The organism is Pseudomonas putida, from assembly GCF_009883635.2.
Classification (GTDB): domain Bacteria; phylum Pseudomonadota; class Gammaproteobacteria; order Pseudomonadales; family Pseudomonadaceae; genus Aquipseudomonas; species Aquipseudomonas putida_W.
Genome location: NZ_CP026115.2, coordinates 3,053,001 through 3,070,325, shown reverse-complemented (window position 1 = coordinate 3,070,325; position 17,325 = coordinate 3,053,001). Strand labels below are relative to the sequence as shown.

Genomic DNA, 17,325 nt, shown 5'->3' with positions numbered 1-17,325 from the left:
TTTATATTCAGGCTATGTGGCGGACAGTGTACCACTCAGACCCTTTCAGGGCCTTCAGGTCAGCCCCAGCTCACCCCAGATCCGCCGCACTTCGCGGCGCTCATCGGCAAACTGCGCCGCATCGATCACCCCGGCCTGCTTCTGCAGGGCCTGGCGGTGCGACGCCGAGCGGAACGCCTTGTACACCTCACGCAACAGCACCGCGTCACTGGCCGGCATCAAACCTGCCTGCTCCAGCTCTTCCAGAATGCGGATGTTATCGGTCCATCGGAGTATGGCCGGGTGCTCGTGAGACCAGGCCAAAGCGGCGTATTGCACCATAAATTCGATATCGACGATACCGCCTGCATCCTGCTTGATATCGAACGCCACACCGGCATCGAAGGCATTGGCCGCGGTACCGGCAAGCGTGGCCTTGGTGCCGAGGTTGTCGCGCATCTTGGCGCGCATCTCGCTCACTTCGCTGCGCAACTTGCCCAGGTCGCGGGCCTGGCCCAGGACCTTGGCGCGTACGCCCTCGAACGCCGTCGCCACCTGCTTGCAGCCCACCAGCACACGGGCGCGCACCAGGGCCTGATGCTCCCAGGTCCAGGCCTCGCTCTGCTGGTAACGTTCGAACGCCCCCAGTGAGCTGACCAGCAGCCCCGCCGCGCCGGACGGGCGCAGGCGCATGTCGACGTCGTACAGCTGGCCGGAGTTGGTCTGGGTGGTCAGCAGGTGGATGATGCGCTGGCCCAGGCGGGTGAAGAACTGCGCGCTGTCGATCGGTTTGGCGCCGTCGGTTTCCGCTTGCGGGTCGCCGTCGTGAATGAACACCAGGTCGAGGTCCGAACCATGGCCCAGCTCCAGGCCGCCGACCTTGCCATAGCCGATGATGATGAACCCTGGGTCGCACAGGCTGCCGTCACTGCGCTTGGGCTGGCCATGGCGGGCCACGGTCTGGCGCCAGGCCAGGGCCAGCACCTGGTCGAGAATGGCTTCGGCCAGCCAGGTCAGGTAGTCGCTGACTTTCATCAACGGCAGGTTGCCGCTGATTTCCGACGCGGCCACGCGCAGGCTGTGGGCCAGCTTGAAGTGGCGCAACGCCTCCATCTGCTGTTCCAGGTCGTCCTCGGGGATGCGCGTCAAGCGCTCGCGCAGCTCGGCGGCCAGCTCCGGCGCCAGTGGCGGGCTGAACAGGCGGCCTTCGTTGAGCAGCTCATCGAGCAGCAACGGGTACCGAGCGATCTGCTCGGCAATCCACGGGCTGGCAGCACACAGGGTCAGCAAGCGCCGCAGCGCACCCGGGTTTTCGGTGAGCAACACCAGATAGGCCGAACGCCGCGCCACGGCTTCGACCAGCGGCAGCACGCGCTCCAGCACCAGGTCCGGGTTGTCATGCTCCACGGCCTGGGCCAGCAAACGTGGGATGAAAGCATCCAGGCGCTCGCGGCCGATGCGCTGCATCGAGCGCAGCTGCGGGCTGGCGCGCAGTGCGGCCAGGCGGCGCAGCGCTTCGGCCGGCTGCTCGAAGCCCGCCTCCTCCAGCTGGCGGCCGGCAGCCTCTTCATCTTGTGCCTGTTCCCACAGTGGCGACCACTCGCCGCCCACCACCAGCTCACCTTCGCCTTCGTCTTCATCCGGGTCGGCGATGACCTGGCGGAAGTGCCAGTCGACCCGACCCCGCCAGTACATCAACTGATCGTGGAAGCTTTGCCAGTCGGCAAAGCCAAGGATATAGGCGACCCGCTCACGATCCAGCTCGCTGTCCGGCAGCATCTGCGTCTGGCGGTCGGCGATGGCCTGGATGGCGTGCTCGGTATATCGCAGGAATTCATAACCTTCGCGCAGCTCCGCCACCACAGCTGGCGGCAGGTAACCCTGGCCTTCCAGGGTCGCCAGCACCTTGAGCAGCGGCCGCTGCTGCAGGCTCAGGTCACGCCCGCCGTGAATCAGCTGGAAGGCCTGGGCGATGAACTCGACCTCGCGGATGCCGCCAGCACCAAGCTTGATATTGTCGGCCATGCCTTTGCGCCGTACTTCCTGCTGGATCAGCTGCTTCATGGTGCGCAGCGCTTCGATCGCCGAGAAGTCCAGGTAACGCCGATACACGAATGGCCGCAGCATGTCCTGCAGCTGCGCGCCGGCGGCCTGGTCACCAGCCACCACCCGCGCCTTGATCATCGCGTATCGTTCCCAGTCGCGGCCCTGGTCCTGGTAGTACTGCTCCAGCGCATTGAAGCTGAGCACCAACGCGCCGGCCGAGCCATAGGGGCGCAGGCGCATGTCGACGCGGAACACGAAACCGTCGACGGTCACCGGGTCGAGCGCCTTGATCAGGCGCTGGCCCAGGCGGGTGAAGAATTCCTGGTTTTCCAGCGAGCGTTTGACGCCTTCTGTTTCGCCACCTTCGGGGAAGGCGAAGATCAGGTCGATATCCGACGACAGGTTCAGCTCCACTGCGCCCAGCTTGCCCATGCCCAGCACCACCATGTGCTGCGGCTGGCCGCTGCGGTTGCCGATCGGCGTGCCGAACTGCTGGCAATGGCGCGGGTACAACCACTGGTAGGCTTCGTCGATAGCCGCATCGGCGAGGTCTGACAGGTCGCGGCAGGTCTCGCCCAGCTCGGCCTGGCGGGTAATGTCGCGCCAGATGATCCGCAGCTGCTGGCGGTTGCGCTCGCGGCGCAGGTTGCGCGCCAGTTCGTCCTCGCTCTGCGCGGCCTGGGCCGCAGCGGCGATTTGCCCGCGCAGCTCGCCCGGGGCGTAGCGGCGGTCCAGCTCACCGCTGGCGATCAGGGCGAACAACATGGCCGGCTCGCGCTGGGCCACGCCAAGGACGAAGTCGCTGGCAGCGGCAACCTGATCGAACTGTTGCCGGTGCAATGGGGTCCAGGTGTGCAGGTCGAGGTCAGCGTGGCCTGCCACGGCATCGCTCAGAAACTGCTGGTTGCGGACGACCAGCGGTTGCAGCGAAGCAGGCAGTTCGAGCGGCAAAGGTAGGCGCATGGTCTATCCTTGATCGGCGTGAAATGAAGGGGAAAAAGCGGCCAAGAGGAAGCCGGACCTCGGTTGGACTGTCATACAAAAGTTGGAAATAGCTGAAAAAAACGAATCATTGGCAAGAAACATCAAGATTCACCTGCTCGCGACACACCGCCAACCAACATGAACGTTTTTCCTCACAAGCCGAGGTGCGACCAAACGTCGCATTTGTGTAGTTTTACTACTACCCATGGCGTGCAAAAGCATGAAATGCCGAAGCAAATGTAGTAAAACTACACGGCGCCGGGAGACACCCCGGTAATCCAAGAATTCACGACGTCTGCCCATAAGGCCAGTCGCAAACTCAGGCCCCCGATTCTGGTGGCCTTTCCGCCCTGGAGCAAGCCATGCAAGACCTCGATCCAATCGAAACCCAGGAATGGCTGGATGCCCTGGAGTCGGTCCTCGACAAAGAAGGCGAAGACCGCGCTCATTACCTGATGACCCGCATGGGCGAGCTGGCCACCCGCAGTGGCTCCCAGCTGCCGTACGCAATCACCACGCCATACCGCAACACCATCCCTGTCACCCACGAAGCACGCATGCCTGGCGACCTGTTCATGGAACGCCGCATTCGCTCGATGGTGCGTTGGAACGCGCTGGCCATGGTGATGCGCACCAACCTGAAGGACTCGGACCTGGGCGGCCACATCTCCAGCTTCGCTTCCAGTGCCACCCTGTACGACATCGGCTTCAACTACTTCTTCCAGGCGCCGACCGAAGAACATGGCGGCGACCTGATCTTCTTCCAGGGCCACGCATCGCCAGGCGTCTACGCCCGTGCCTTCATGGAAGGCCGCATCAACGAAGACCAGATGAACAACTTCCGTCAGGAAGTGGACGGCAATGGCCTGTCTTCGTACCCGCACCCATGGCTGATGCCTGACTTCTGGCAGTTCCCGACCGTTTCGATGGGTCTGGGCCCGATCCAGGCTATCTACCAGGCACGCTTCATGAAATACCTGGAAGCCCGTGGCTTCATCCCGGCCGGCAAGCAGAAGGTCTGGTGCTTCATGGGCGACGGCGAGTGCGACGAGCCGGAATCCCTGGGCGCAATCGCCCTGGCCGGCCGCGAGAAGCTGGACAACCTGATCTTCGTCATCAACTGCAACCTGCAGCGCCTCGACGGCCCGGTTCGCGGCAACGGCAAGATCATCCAGGAACTCGAAGGCGTGTTCCGTGGCGGTGGCTGGAACGTCAACAAGGTGGTCTGGGGCCGCTTCTGGGACCCACTGTTCGCCAAGGACACCAACGGTGCCCTGCAGCGCCGCATGGACGAAGTCATCGACGGCGAGTACCAGAACTACAAAGCCAAAGACGGCGCGTACGTTCGTGAGAACTTCTTCAACACCCCAGAGCTCAAGGCCATGGTCGAAGACCTGTCCGACGACGAGATCTGGAAGCTCAACCGTGGCGGCCACGACCCGTACAAGGTCTACGCGGCTTACCACCAGGCTGTGAACCACAAGGACCAGCCGACCGTCATCCTGGCCAAGACCATCAAGGGTTACGGTACCGGTGCCGGCGAAGCCAAGAACACCGCGCACAACACCAAGAAGGTCGACGTCGACAGCCTGCGTCACTTCCGCGACCGCTTCGACATCCCGGTCAAGGATGCCGACCTTGAGAACCTGCCGTTCTTCAAGCCGGAAGAAGGTTCTGCCGAAGCCAAGTACCTGGCCGAGCGTCGCAATGCCCTGGGTGGCTTCGTGCCTCAGCGCCGCGCCAAGAGCTTCAGCGTGCCGACCCCGCCACTGGAAACGCTGAAAGCGATCCTGGACGGCTCGGGCGACCGCGAAATTTCCACCACCATGGCCTTCGTGCGCATCCTGGCGCAGCTGGTCAAGGACAAGGACATCGGCCAGCGCATCGTCCCGATCATCCCGGACGAAGCCCGTACCTTCGGTATGGAAGGCATGTTCCGCCAGCTGGGCATCTACTCGTCGGTCGGCCAGCTCTACGAGCCAGTCGATAAAGACCAGGTGATGTTCTACCGCGAAGACAAGAAGGGCCAGATCCTCGAGGAAGGCATCAACGAAGCCGGCGCCATGTCGTCGTTCATCGCTGCCGGTACCTCGTACAGCTGCCACAACCAGCCGATGCTGCCGTTCTACATCTTCTACTCGATGTTCGGCTTCCAGCGCATTGGCGACCTGGCCTGGGCTGCCGGCGACAGCCGCACCCGTGGCTTCCTGATCGGCGGTACCGCCGGCCGTACCACCCTCAACGGTGAAGGCCTGCAGCACGAAGACGGTCACAGCCACATGATGGCGGGCACCATCCCGAACTGCCGCACCTATGATCCGACCTACGGCTACGAGCTGGCGGTGATCATCCAGGACGGCATGAAGAAGATGACCGAAGAGCAACAGGACATCTTCTACTACATCACCGTGATGAACGAATCCTACCAGCAGCCAGCCATGCCGGCCGGTGTCGAGGAAGGCATCATCAAGGGCATGTACCTGCTGGAAGAAGATACCCGCGAAGCCGCGCACCACGTACAGCTGATGGGCTCCGGCACCATCCTGCGCGAAGTCCGCGAAGCGGCGAAGATCCTGCGTGAAGAGTTCAACGTCGGCGCCGACGTGTGGAGCGTCACCAGCTTCAACGAACTGCGTCGCGACGGCCTGGCCGTGGAACGCGCCAACCGCCTGAAGCCTGGCCAGAAGCCACAGCAGACCTACGTCGAGCAGTGCCTGAACGGTCGCAAAGGTCCGGTCATCGCTTCCACCGACTACATGAAACTGTTCGCCGAGCAGATTCGCCAGTGGGTGCCGAGCAAAGAGTTCAAGGTCCTGGGTACCGACGGTTACGGTCGCAGCGACAGCCGCAAGAAGCTGCGTCACTTCTTCGAAGTCGACCGCCACTTCGTGGTGCTGGCTGCCCTGGAAGCCTTGGCTGACCGCGGCGAGATCGAACCCAAGGTTGTGGCTGACGCCATCGTCAAGTTCGGCATCGACCCGGACAAGCGCAACCCACTGGACTGCTGAGGAGTATTTTTAAGTGAGCGAACTCATTCGCGTACCTGACATCGGCAGCGGTGAAGGTGAAATCATCGAGCTGTTCGTCAAGGTCGGTGATCGTATCGAGGCTGACCAGAGCCTGCTGACCCTGGAGTCCGACAAGGCCTCCATGGAAATCCCGGCGCCAAAGGCCGGTGTGATCAAGGAACTGAAGGTCAAGCTGGGCGACCGCCTGAAAGAAGGCGACGAGCTGCTGGTCCTGGAAGCCGAGGGCGCCGCTGCTGCGGCCCCTGAGGCTCCGGCTGCCGCAGCTGCTCCAGCCCAGGCAGCTGCGCCGGCTCCAGCCGCCGAAGCCGCCCCTGCTCCGGCCTCAGCCCCGGCTGCCGCCAGCGTGCAGGACATCCACGTGCCGGACATCGGTTCGTCGGGCAAGGCCAAGATCATCGAAGTCCTGGTCAAGGTCGGCGACACCGTCGAAGCCGACCAGTCGCTGATTACCCTGGAGTCCGACAAGGCCTCCATGGAAATCCCGTCGCCGGCTGCCGGCGTGGTCGAAGAAGTCCTGTGCAAGCTGGAAGACGAAGTCGGCACTGGCGACCTGATCTTCAAGCTCAAGGTTGCTGGCGCAGGGCCAGCTGCTGCCCCGGCTCCAGCCGCTGCTGCACCTGCCCCGGCTGCCGCGCCTGCCGCTGCCGCTCCAGCAGCTGCTCCGGCCGTAGCTCCAGCGCCGGTCGCTACCGCACCGGCTGCCGGCAGCAACGCCAAGGTTCACGCAGGCCCCGCAGTTCGCCAGCTGGCCCGTGAATTCGGTGTCGACCTGGGCGCAGTTGCCGCCACCGGTCCGCACGGTCGCATTCTGAAAGAAGACGTGCAGGTCTACGTCAAGGCGATGATGCAGAAGGCCAAGGAAGCTCCAGCCGCCGCTGGCGCAACCGGTGGCGCTGGCATCCCGCCGATCCCGGCCGTGGACTTCAGCAAGTTCGGTGAAGTAGAAGAAGTCGCCCTGACCCGCCTGATGCAGGTCGGTGCCACCAACCTGCATCGCAGCTGGCTGAACGTGCCGCACGTGACCCAGTTCGACTCCGCCGACATCACCGAGCTGGAAGCCTTCCGCGTTGCGCAGAAGGCCGTGGCCGAGAAGGCTGGCGTCAAGCTGACCGTGCTGCCACTGCTGCTCAAGGCCTGCGCCTTCCTGCTCAAGGAACTGCCGGACTTCAACAGCTCGCTGGCGCCAAGCGGCAAGGCCATCATCCGCAAGAAGTACGTGCACATCGGCTTCGCCGTGGACACCCCGGACGGCCTGTTGGTCCCTGTGATCAAGAACGTCGACCAGAAGAGCCTGCTGCAACTGGCTGCCGAAGCCGCTGCACTGGCCGAGAAGGCGCGCACCAAAAAGCTGTCGGCTGACGACATGCAAGGTGCCTGCTTCACCATCTCCAGCCTCGGCCACATTGGCGGCACCGGCTTCACGCCGATCGTCAACGCGCCGGAAGTGGCGATCCTGGGCGTCTCCAAGGCGACCATGCAGCCAGTCTGGGATGGCAAGGCCTTCCAGCCGAAGCTGATGCTGCCGCTGTCGCTGTCCTACGATCACCGTGTGATCAACGGCGCTGCCGCCGCGCGCTTCACCAAGCGCCTGGGCGACGTGCTGGGCGATATCCGCACCATGCTGCTGTAACACGCAGCCCGCCTGCCTCTCCTCGGGGAGGCAGGTACCCTTTTCGAGCTGCCACGCTCGTACCTCAACCCCGCCAGATGGCGGGGCTTTTTTTTGCCTGCCAGCCCCCAAATCCTCAAGCCAAACTAAGGATTTCAGCCCGCCGGCCGAAAACATATACATGACAGCCCTCATGGCCGCTTGCCAGCCTCAGGGACATGATGCAACCTTGCCAGATGCGCCGCCGCCCAGGCCGCGTCCCCCTTCAAGCGAGTCTTCGATGAAAAGCCAACCCGATGCCGCCAGCCGTGTGGCGGCCGAGGTCGTCACGCAGCTCCCCGTGCCCTCGCGGCTCGGCATGCTGCGTTTCGAAAGGCTGAACGAAGCCAACTGGGCGATGCTCTACCTGGACCCGGCCTGCGACCGCCAGTTCGGCCTGCCCGCCTCCGAGCTGTGCGCACTCATCGATTCGCCCTACGCCAGCCTGATGGAACCCGAAGCACGCTATCGGCTGCACGATGAGATCCAGCTGCAACTGAGCAACCGTGGCTACTACCGCGTGCGCTATACCCTGCATACCCAGGCCCGTGCGCTGCGCCTGCTGGAAGCCGGCGAAGCGTTCAAGCAGCACAACCGCCAGCTGCTGCGCGGCTTCCTGACGGTGCTCGATGACGAAGACGACAGCGACCTCGACACCAACGACCTGGAATCGCGCAACAACCGCCTGCAACTGGCCCTGCAGATCAACCAGCGTGCCCAGCAGGAGCAACTTGAGCACCTGGAGCGCGTGCGCGCCCAGCAAGACCTCATCCTGCGCCTTGCCCGCCAGCGTTACAGCGCCGAAAATTCACTGCTCGAGGCCGCCCAGCTGATCACCCGCAGCGCCTGCGAAATCTACAAGGTCGACAGCGCCAGCATCTGGCACCTGGACGACCAGCGCCTGGAGCCGATCAGTGCCTGGCTGCGCAACGAGCAAGTGCACCGCCTGCCCGAGCCGATCGATGCCAGCCGCTTCCCCGACTACCTGGAAGCCCTGCACGCCAGCCGCGCCATCGACGCCCACAACGCCAACCACGACCCTCGGACCCGTGAGTTGGCCCAGAGCCTGTATGCCGACAACAACGCCATGCTCGACGCCAGCATTCGCGTCGATGGCCAGGTGGTCGGCGTGTTGTGCCTGGAGCAGACCGGCCAGCCGCGGGCCTGGCAGTCCGATGAAATCGCTTTTGCCGGTGAGCTGGCCGACCAGTTCGCCCAGGTCATCACCAACCACAACCGGCGCACCGCCGCCAGCGCCCTGCACCTGTTCCAGCGGGCCGTGGAACAGAGTGCCAGTGCCTTCCTGCTGGTCAACCGCGATGGCGTGGTGGAGTACGTCAACCCAAGCTTCACGGCGATCACCCAGTACAGCACCGAGGAGGTCCAGGGCCACCACCTGGCCGAGCTGCCAGCCCTGGAGAACCTCAGCGAGCTGCTGTTCGACTCGCCGTCGAGCCTGGCCATGGGCAACAGCTGGCAGGGTGAATTCAAGAGCCGACGCAAAAACCTCGAACCCTACTGGGGCCAGCTGTCGATCTCCAAGGTGTACGGCGACAACCGTGAGCTGACCCACTACATCGGCATCTACGAAGACGTCACCCAGACCAAGCTGGCCCAGCAGCGCATCGAGCGCCTGGCCTACACCGACAACCTGACCAACCTCGGCAATCGCCCGGCGTTCATCCGCAAGCTCGACGAGCGCTTCGCCCGCGACAGCGAGAACCCGATCTGCCTGCTGCTGGTGGACATCGACAACTTCAAGCGGATCAACGACAGCCTCGGCCACCAGACCGGCGACAAGCTGCTGATCAGCCTGGCCCGGCGCCTGCGCAACAGCCTGAGCGCCAACGGCGTGCTCGCCCGTTTCGCCAGCAACGAGTTCGCCGTGCTGCTCGACGACACCAGCCTGGAGGACGGCCAAGGTGTCGCCCTGCAGTTGCTTCGCACCCTCGACAAGCCGATGTTCGTCGACAACCAGCTGATCAACGTCACCGCCTCGGTAGGCCTGGCCTGCGCGCCGCTGCACGGCAGCGACCCGACCACCCTGATGAAGAACGCCGGCCTCGCCCTGCACAAGGCCAAGGCCAACGGCAAGCACCAGGTGCAGGTGTTCACCGAAGTGCTCAACGCCGAAGCGAGCTACAAGCTGTTCGTCGAGAACAACCTGCGCCGCGCCCTGACCCAGAACGAGCTGGAGGTGTTCTACCAGCCCAAGCTGTGCCTGCGCAGCGGCCGCCTGCTGGGCCTTGAGGCCTTGCTGCGCTGGAACCACCCCGAGCGCGGCATGATCCGCCCGGACCAGTTCATCAGCGTGGCCGAGGAAACCGGCCTGATTATCCCCATCGGCAAATGGGTGGTGCGCCAGTCGTGCCGCATGAGCCAGCAGCTGCAGGAAGCCGGCATGGGCTGCCTGCACGTGGCCATCAACCTGTCGCCCAAGCAGTTCTCCGACCCCGACCTGGTGGCCTCGATCGCCTCCATCCTCAAGGAAGAAGGCCTGCCAGCGCACTTGCTCGAGCTGGAGCTGACCGAAGGCCTGCTGCTGGAAGCCTCGGAAGACACCCATCGCCAGCTCGACGAGCTCAAGGCCCTGGGCCTGACCCTGGCCATGGATGACTTCGGCACCGGTTATTCGTCGTTGAGCTACCTGAAGAAGTTTCCGATCGACATCATCAAGATCGACCGCAGCTTCATCAACGAGATCCCCGACAACCAGGACGACATGGAAATCACCTCGGCGGTGGTGGCCATGGCCCACAACCTCAAGCTCAAGGTAGTGGCCGAGGGCATCGAGACACCAGAACAACTGGCGTTTCTGCGTAGGCACCGCTGCGACGTCGGTCAGGGCTACCTGTTCGACAGGCCGATCCCAGGCCGCGAGCTTGCAGAAAAACTCAAGCGCTATCCGCGCGGTCCAATGGCCTGACAGCTGCCTCAAGCTCGGGCACACTAGAACCCATTCGGGCCCTTTCGCGGGACAAGCCCGCTCCTACACGATCCCTGTAGGAGCGGGCTTGTCCCGCGAATGGCCCCAACACCTATCCAACTGAATTAACACAGAGGAACGGCCATGGTCCTGCGTTCGGAAATCCTGGTGAACAAAAACGTCATGCCTACTGCGGAGCAGGCCCTGCCTGGCCGCGAAGCGCCAATGTCCCTGCCCGAATTCCACTACGTGTTCGAAGGCACGCCACTGCTTGGCCCGTTCTTCGAAGGCGCCATCGACTTCGCCATCTTCGGCCTGGGCTGTTTCTGGGGCGCCGAGCGCCGCTTCTGGCAGCGTGAAGGCGTGGTGAGCACCGTTGTCGGCTACGCCGGTGGCTTCACCCCGAACCCGACCTACGAAGAAGTCTGCTCGGGCCTGACCGGCCACACCGAAGTAGTGCTGGTGGTGTTCGACAAGGACAAGGTCAGCTACCGCGAACTGCTGGCGATGTTCTGGGAACTGCACAACCCGACCCAGGGCATGCGCCAGGGCAACGACGTCGGCACCCAGTACCGTTCGGCCATCTACTGCACCAGCCCTGAGCAGCTGGAGCAGGCCAAGGCCAGCCGCGACGCCTTCCAGGCCGAACTGAGCAAGGCCGGCTTCGGCGAGATCACCACCGAGATCGACCAGGCGCCGACCGTGTACTTCGCCGAGGCCTACCACCAGCAGTACCTGGCCAAGAACCCGGACGGCTACTGCGGCATAGGCGGCACTGGCGTGTGCCTGCCACCGAGCCTGCAGGGCAACTGAACCATGAGCACGATGACCCTGTTCCACTCGCCGCTGTCGCCGTTCGTACGCAAGGTCATGGTGGTGCTGCACGAAACCGGCCAGCTGCAGCGCGTCAGCCTGCAGCCGGTGAACATCAGCCCGGTGAGCGGCGACGAGCAGCTCAACCAAGACAACCCGATCGGCAAGATCCCGGCCCTGCGCCTGGAAGACGGCACCGTGCTGCAGGACAGCCGGGTGATCTGCGAGTACCTCGACCTGCAGCATGTCGGCATGCCACTGCTGCCGCGCGAGGGCTCGGCGCGCTGGCGGCGCATGACCTTGGCTTCGCAGGCGGACGCGATCATGGATGCGGCGGTGTCGAGCCGCTACGAGAGCTTCCTGCGGCCTGAAGAGAAGCGCTGGGAGGGCTGGCTCGAAGCGCAGGGCGAGAAAATGCGTCGCAGCCTGGCGAACCTGGAGCAGGAGCACCTGGCTGAATTGGCTAGCGGTTTCGATCTCGCGGCGATTGGCGTGGCGTGTGCGCTAGGGTATCTGGACCTGCGTCAGCCTGAATTCGGTTGGCGTGAGCGCCAGCCTGGCTTGGCGGCATGGTATGCCGACGTGGCCAAACGGCCGTCGATGGTTGCCACGGCTCCGGTGGCCTGAAGGGCCTATTCGCGGGACAAGCCCGCTCCTACAAGTTCACGCAATGCCTGTAGGAGCGGGCTTGCCCCGCGAAAGGGCCGGCAAGACCGACATCATATTCAGCAATCAGGATTGCCCGCAGTAAACTTCTTGGCCGGGTTCACTGCCGCCTTGAACTGGCGCAGCGCCTTGGAACCTATCAGCAACGGGTAGTTGAAGTGGCTGCGGTCCACCAGGTTGACCTCCATGGTGCGCTTCACGCCACCCAGGCACATCTCAAGGTCAACCACCGGCCGCTTGGAGATGTCCGGTCCATCACCCTCATCCTCTTCATCGGCACGGCCCTTGATCTTGCTGATGCGCGAGACCTGGTGCTCATAGACCTTGCCGTCGGAGTCCTTGGTTGCCAGGCGGAAACGTACCCACTCCTCGCCATCGCGGGTGAACAGCTCGATGTCCTTGGCCGACAGGGAGGCCGTCCAGGCACCGGTGTCCATCTTGGCCTTCAGGGTCTGGCCAAGCTCGGGCAACTTGATGTTCTCGTAACGGCCATACAGCGTGGGTTCGGCGGCCATGACCGGCAACGCCAGCAGCGATAACAGGGCAAGCAGAGATTTCACAGGCAGGCTTCCTTGAAAAGGGTCAGTGCTTAGACTGCACTGGCAGGATAGGTTCGCTGTCACAAGCCTAACCAACATGTTGTGAAACATTTGTCCCCGCCGTCGGGCATTGGACATTTGGCGTAGACCCCAGCGCTGCTTATCATTGCGCCCTGCCAACTTCCCACAACAAGAGTTTCCTTATGCGTCGCCTGTTTACCGGCATTCTCACAACCACCCTGCTGCTACTCAACACCGTGGTGATGATCTGCCCGCTGATGGTCTTCGCCCTGCTCAAGCTGGTGTTGCAGGGGCGCTGGCGCGACTACGCCTCCGCTGCCGTGATGTGGGTCGCTGAAGCCTGGTCAGAGGTCGACAAGGCCATCTTCGCCCTGTGCATCCCCACCAGATGGGACATCCGTGGCGTCGAGAACCTGCGCAAGGACACGTCCTACCTGGCCGTCAGCAACCACCAGACCTGGGTCGACATCCCGGCGCTGATCGAAAGCCTCAACCGCCGCACGCCGTTCTTCAAGTTCTTCCTCAAGAAAGAGCTGATCTGGGTACCGCTGCTGGGCCTGGCCTGGTGGGGCCTCGACTACCCGTTCATGAAGCGCTACAGCAAAGCGTTCCTGGAAAAGCACCCGGAGCTCAAGGGCAAGGACCTGGAGATCACCAAGGCCGCCTGCGAGCTGTTCAAGCGCCAGCCGGTGACCGTGGTCAACTACCTCGAAGGCACCCGCTTCACCGAGGCCAAGCACCGCGAACAGCAGTCGCCCTACCGATATCTGCTCAAGCCCAAGGCCGGCGGCGTGGCGTTCGTGCTGGCGGCGCTGGGCGAGCAGCTGGATGCGCTGCTGGACGTGACCATCGTCTATCCCGGCAACCAGGCGCCCGGGTTCTGGGACTTGCTCAATGGCAGCATCAGCCGGGTGATTATCGACATTCAGGTGCGTGAGCTGGACCCGGCATTGTGGGAAGGAGATTATGAAAATGACCCGGCCTTCCGCCAGACCGTGCAGGCCTGGGTGAATCAGCTGTGGTTGGACAAGGACCAGCGGATCGCGCAGCTGCGGGCAGAAATAGGCTGAACCCGCTTCGCCTGTGCCGGCCCTTTCGCGGGACAAGCCCGCTCCTACAGGTCGGCGGTATTCCTGTAGGAGCGGGCTTGTCCCGCGAAGAGGCCGGCACAGGAGTGCACACAACCCCGATTAAAACCCAGGCTAATAATCAGAATAAGTAATACTTTTTTGTCATCACCCACCTAAGTGGATAAAAATCGACCAAAGCACAACTACAAAAATGCCTGGATCGATCGATGGCCAACCCACCCAGCTCCAACTCCGCCCAACTGCGCCGTGTCCTCGGCCTCCCCGCCCTGGTGTTCTTCGGCCTGGTGTACATGGTCCCGCTGACTATCTTCACCACCTACGGCATCGTCACCGAACTCACTGGCGGCCGCACCGCCAGCGCCTACATGGTCACCCTGGTGGCCATGCTGTTCACCGCAGCGTCCTACAGCTTCATGGTCAAGCGCTTCCCGGTCGCAGGCTCGGCGTACTCCTACACCAACATGGCCTTCGGCCCCAACGTCGGCTTCCTCGCGGGCTGGTCGCTGCTGCTGGATTACCTGTTCCTGCCGATGATCAACTACCTGCTGATCGGCCTGTTCCTCAACATCGCCTTCCCGGCCATCCCGGCGTGGTCCATCGCCCTGGCCTCGATCGTGCTGGTAACGGTGTTGAACGTGGTCGGCATCCACTCGGTGGCCAAGACCAGCAACCTGATCGTCGGCGCGCAGATCGTGTTCATCGTGGTGTTCGTCGCTCTGTCGTGCCAGTCGCTGGCCGGCCAGCCGCTGGACCTGCTGTCGCCGCTGATGGGTGATGGTTCCAAGCCCGGCTTTGGCGCGATCATGGCCGGTGCGGCGGTGCTGTGCCTGTCGTTCCTCGGCTTCGACGCTGTCTCGACTCTGGCAGAAGAGTGCCGCGATGCCCGCCGCGACGTGCCACGGGCTATCATCCTCACCACCCTGTTTGCTGGTGTGCTGTTCACCGTGTTGGCCTACGTCAGCCAGCTGGTCTTGCCGGGAAGCACCTTCGCCAATGCTGATGCAGCGGCCAACGAGGTGATGTTCAAGGCGGGCGGTCAGTTCCTGGCCAACTTCTTCACCGCCGCGTACGTGGCCGGCAGCCTGGGTTCGGCGCTGGCCTCCCAGGCGGCGGTATCGCGCATTCTGTTCACCATGGGGCGGGACAACGTGCTGCCACGACGCAGCTTCGGTTATCTGTCGCCACGCTTTGGCACGCCGGTGTTCGCCATTGCGCTGGTGTCGGCGTTTTCGCTGCTGGCACTTGTGATCGACCTGGCCACCCTTGCCTCGCTGATCAGCTTCGGTGCGCTTGTGGCGTTCTCGGCGGTGAACCTGGCGGTGGTGAAGACCCACCTGATGGACGATGGCGCCCAGCGTAACCTCAAGGGGCTGCTGTGCTATGGCCTGGTGCCGCTGGTGGGGTTGGCGCTGACTCTGTGGCTGTGGACCAGCCTGTCGGCACTGACTCTGGTGATTGGCCTGTGCTGGTTTGCCCTGGGCCTGGCCTACCTGGCGGTATTGACCGCCGGCTTCCGCCGCCCGGTACGCCTGGTGGACTTCACAGAAGCTGCATAGCCAACCCGATCCCGCGCCGATCAAACAATGCGCTTGCGCACTGATCTCACAGGCTTGACTGGTCCGAAACAGACGTAGGAGCGAGCGACAGCTCGCGATGCGCCGCGCGGGCGGCGCTCGATCTGATAGGCGCTGAAGGTGTGATGCCGAGCACCTGCTTGCCTCTACAACATCTTCCGGTTACACCCCAGGCGTCATACCTGAAAGGCCGGTGTGGCCAAGCCAGGAGATTGGCAGGCGACCCGGTCAGGGCCGCCATGCGCATGCCTTGAGGGGTGTGGCGCCTGTGACATCGAGCGCCGCCCGCGCGGCGCATCGCGAGCTGCGCTCGCTCCTACGTCTGTTTCGGGCCAGTTACGCCTGCACCAGAGGCGCGCGCCCCCTCGGGCATGGCTTGAGATCGGGCTGGACATGACAGTGCTCAAAAACGTTGGTTGGCGACCGGGCTTTAGACCGAAGGCTGGGCCAATGGCGCAGGAGTAGTCCACAAACTCCCCAGATTCTGCAACAACGACCCGGCAATCCCCTGCTGCCCCAGGTACTGCAGAATCAACGGCGCAAACTGCCCGATCATCCCGGTATCCATCCCCAGCGCCTTGAACGCACTGTCCAGGTCGCCACGGTTCTGCACATCGTTGCCCAGCGCCTTGTCCAGGGCCGACTGGTTGCCCTTGTCGCTGCCCAGCAAATCACCCAACCCACTCAACCCGCCCAGGGCATTGGCGCCCGACAGCAGGTCCAGGCCCGGCACGGCCTTGGTCAGCTGGCCATAGTCGTCGCTGCTCAGGTTGTTGCGCGCCAGCCCCAACATGGCCCCTGCCCCGCCCACGGCCTGTTCGGGGGTGATGTTCAGCTGGCTGCCCAGGGTGTTGAGCAGATTGGCCTGCCCTTCGGGTGCCTGTACCTGGCCTTGTTGCTTCTGGTTCTGCATGGAAGAGACGGCGTTGGCGGCGTCGCTGAGGTTGAAGGCGAACACCGGACTTGCGGCCAGGGTCAGCAGAGTTGCCAGGGTGAATGCTTTCATCGGGAGAGACCTCGTTGGCCGGGATGGCCTGGGAAACGAGCCATTAGACTGAATGTTCGAAGATTTGTTCCGAGACATGCTTCGGGCCGCTTGGGCCCGCCTATCCTCCCCGGCAAGTATGAGCGCCGCAATGCTATCGCTGCCTAGCATTTTTGCCAGTTGTGGCATTGTTCGGAAGCGAACGACGCTGAGCTCAACTCCTGCCTGTCGGATGGCAGGCAAAACTATCAACGAGGGTAGGCGAGTGAATACTCAGCAGCACTTCTATAAAGGCCCGCATCTGCACACCATAAAGTCGAAAGACCAAGCTATTTCATTGTTCCATCATCAGGACATACCTTTGGCGGAACGGCGCGGGGCAAGTCCGGCAAATTTGTTCGGTAGCGACATGAGTCGATCAGTATTGAAGAGCCTTAAGGCATCTCTGCCAAACTCATTTTCTTACACGCCATACGGGCACACTCCCTACCAGATAGGGACATCGTCATCGCTGGGCTTCAACGGCGAACACCGCAACGCTCTGGGGCTCTACGCACTTGGCAATGGCTATCGTTCCTATAGCCCCACACTCATGCGATTCTTTTCGCCGGACTCCATGAGCCCGTTTGGAAAGGGTGGATTGAATGCCTATGCCTATTGCGCAGGAGATCCGATTAACCGTAAAGATCCTACAGGCCACTTCTTCTTCCAAGTGGTCGTAGGGATAATAGTTGCAGTAATCATCTTAGCCATAGTTGTTTCCGTTGTTCTAAATAACCTTGCTAAAAAAGGAAAGGGTGTAGGCAGGGTAGGAAACGCCGTACAAGACGACACATCAAAGATTAGAAAATCGACTCGCGAGGCTTGGCAAAGGTCCCAACTATTGTAGCGTTTGTTGCTGCTGGCCCCCTTTAGACCGCTCAGCGTGCCAAACTCGCCAAGACTTTCAGATTTTTACGCTTACTTGTAGGACGTTCCTGAATTACTGTCCCAAGTCGCTTAAGCCATTGCGATGATCTGGGCC

Annotated in this window: 11 protein-coding genes; 8 read left to right on the top strand and 3 right to left on the bottom strand. The window is 62.8% G+C overall.

The window, feature by feature from the left end; translation table 11 throughout:
* Window positions 1-54 precede the first annotated feature (54 nt).
* On the bottom strand, window positions 55-2,988 hold the full coding sequence (gene glnE / locus C2H86_RS13870; protein ID WP_159408597.1) for a bifunctional [glutamate--ammonia ligase]-adenylyl-L-tyrosine phosphorylase/[glutamate--ammonia-ligase] adenylyltransferase: 2,934 nt from the start codon (window positions 2,986-2,988) through the stop codon (window positions 55-57).
* A gap of 383 nt (window positions 2,989-3,371) precedes the next feature.
* Between glnE and aceE the strand changes: the two genes are divergently transcribed.
* The 5 genes from aceE to C2H86_RS13845 all read left to right on the top strand — a co-directional run bounded on the left by aceE (window position 3,372) and on the right by C2H86_RS13845 (window position 12,052).
* Window positions 3,372-6,017, top strand: a complete 2,646-nt coding sequence (aceE, locus tag C2H86_RS13865; protein ID WP_060512192.1) for a pyruvate dehydrogenase (acetyl-transferring), homodimeric type — start codon at window positions 3,372-3,374, stop codon at window positions 6,015-6,017.
* 13 nt (window positions 6,018-6,030) lie between these two features.
* Window positions 6,031-7,668, top strand: coding sequence for a dihydrolipoyllysine-residue acetyltransferase (gene aceF / locus C2H86_RS13860; protein WP_159408596.1), 1,638 nt, complete (start codon window positions 6,031-6,033; stop codon window positions 7,666-7,668).
* Window positions 7,669-7,927: 259 nt separating this feature from the next.
* On the top strand, window positions 7,928-10,612 hold the full coding sequence (locus C2H86_RS13855) for a putative bifunctional diguanylate cyclase/phosphodiesterase (protein WP_159408595.1): 2,685 nt from the start codon (window positions 7,928-7,930) through the stop codon (window positions 10,610-10,612).
* 144 nt (window positions 10,613-10,756) lie between these two features.
* Window positions 10,757-11,425, top strand: coding sequence for a peptide-methionine (S)-S-oxide reductase MsrA (msrA, locus tag C2H86_RS13850; protein ID WP_159408594.1), 669 nt, complete (start codon window positions 10,757-10,759; stop codon window positions 11,423-11,425).
* A gap of 3 nt (window positions 11,426-11,428) precedes the next feature.
* Window positions 11,429-12,052, top strand: coding sequence for a glutathione S-transferase (locus C2H86_RS13845; RefSeq protein WP_159408593.1), 624 nt, complete (start codon window positions 11,429-11,431; stop codon window positions 12,050-12,052).
* A 98-nt stretch (window positions 12,053-12,150) separates the two neighbouring features.
* Here the strand turns inward: C2H86_RS13845 and C2H86_RS13840 are convergent, their stop codons facing one another.
* Window positions 12,151-12,651, bottom strand: a complete 501-nt coding sequence (locus C2H86_RS13840) for an ATP-dependent zinc protease family protein (protein ID WP_159408592.1) — start codon at window positions 12,649-12,651, stop codon at window positions 12,151-12,153.
* 182 nt (window positions 12,652-12,833) lie between these two features.
* On the opposite strand from C2H86_RS13840, the gene C2H86_RS13835 reads away from it, so the two are divergent.
* Together C2H86_RS13835 and C2H86_RS13830 are read left to right on the top strand one after the other, a co-directional pair.
* A complete protein-coding gene (locus tag C2H86_RS13835; RefSeq protein WP_159408591.1) occupies window positions 12,834-13,721 on the top strand; it encodes an acyltransferase in 888 nt (295 codons plus the stop codon).
* Between the two features lie 227 nt (window positions 13,722-13,948).
* Window positions 13,949-15,298: an APC family permease gene (locus C2H86_RS13830; protein WP_159408590.1), complete on the top strand. Its 1,350-nt coding sequence runs from the start codon at window positions 13,949-13,951 to the stop codon at window positions 15,296-15,298.
* Between the two features lie 448 nt (window positions 15,299-15,746).
* Here C2H86_RS13830 and C2H86_RS13825 read toward each other — a convergent pair whose 3' ends face one another.
* Window positions 15,747-16,322 (bottom strand): DUF2780 domain-containing protein, encoded by a 576-nt coding sequence (locus tag C2H86_RS13825; protein ID WP_159408589.1) that lies wholly within the window; start codon window positions 16,320-16,322, stop codon window positions 15,747-15,749.
* Window positions 16,323-16,566: 244 nt separating this feature from the next.
* Here C2H86_RS13825 and C2H86_RS13820 point away from each other — a divergent pair, with 244 nt between their 5' ends.
* Window positions 16,567-17,190, top strand: a complete 624-nt coding sequence (locus C2H86_RS13820) for an RHS repeat-associated core domain-containing protein (protein ID WP_240349706.1) — start codon at window positions 16,567-16,569, stop codon at window positions 17,188-17,190.
* Window positions 17,191-17,325 lie beyond the last annotated feature (135 nt).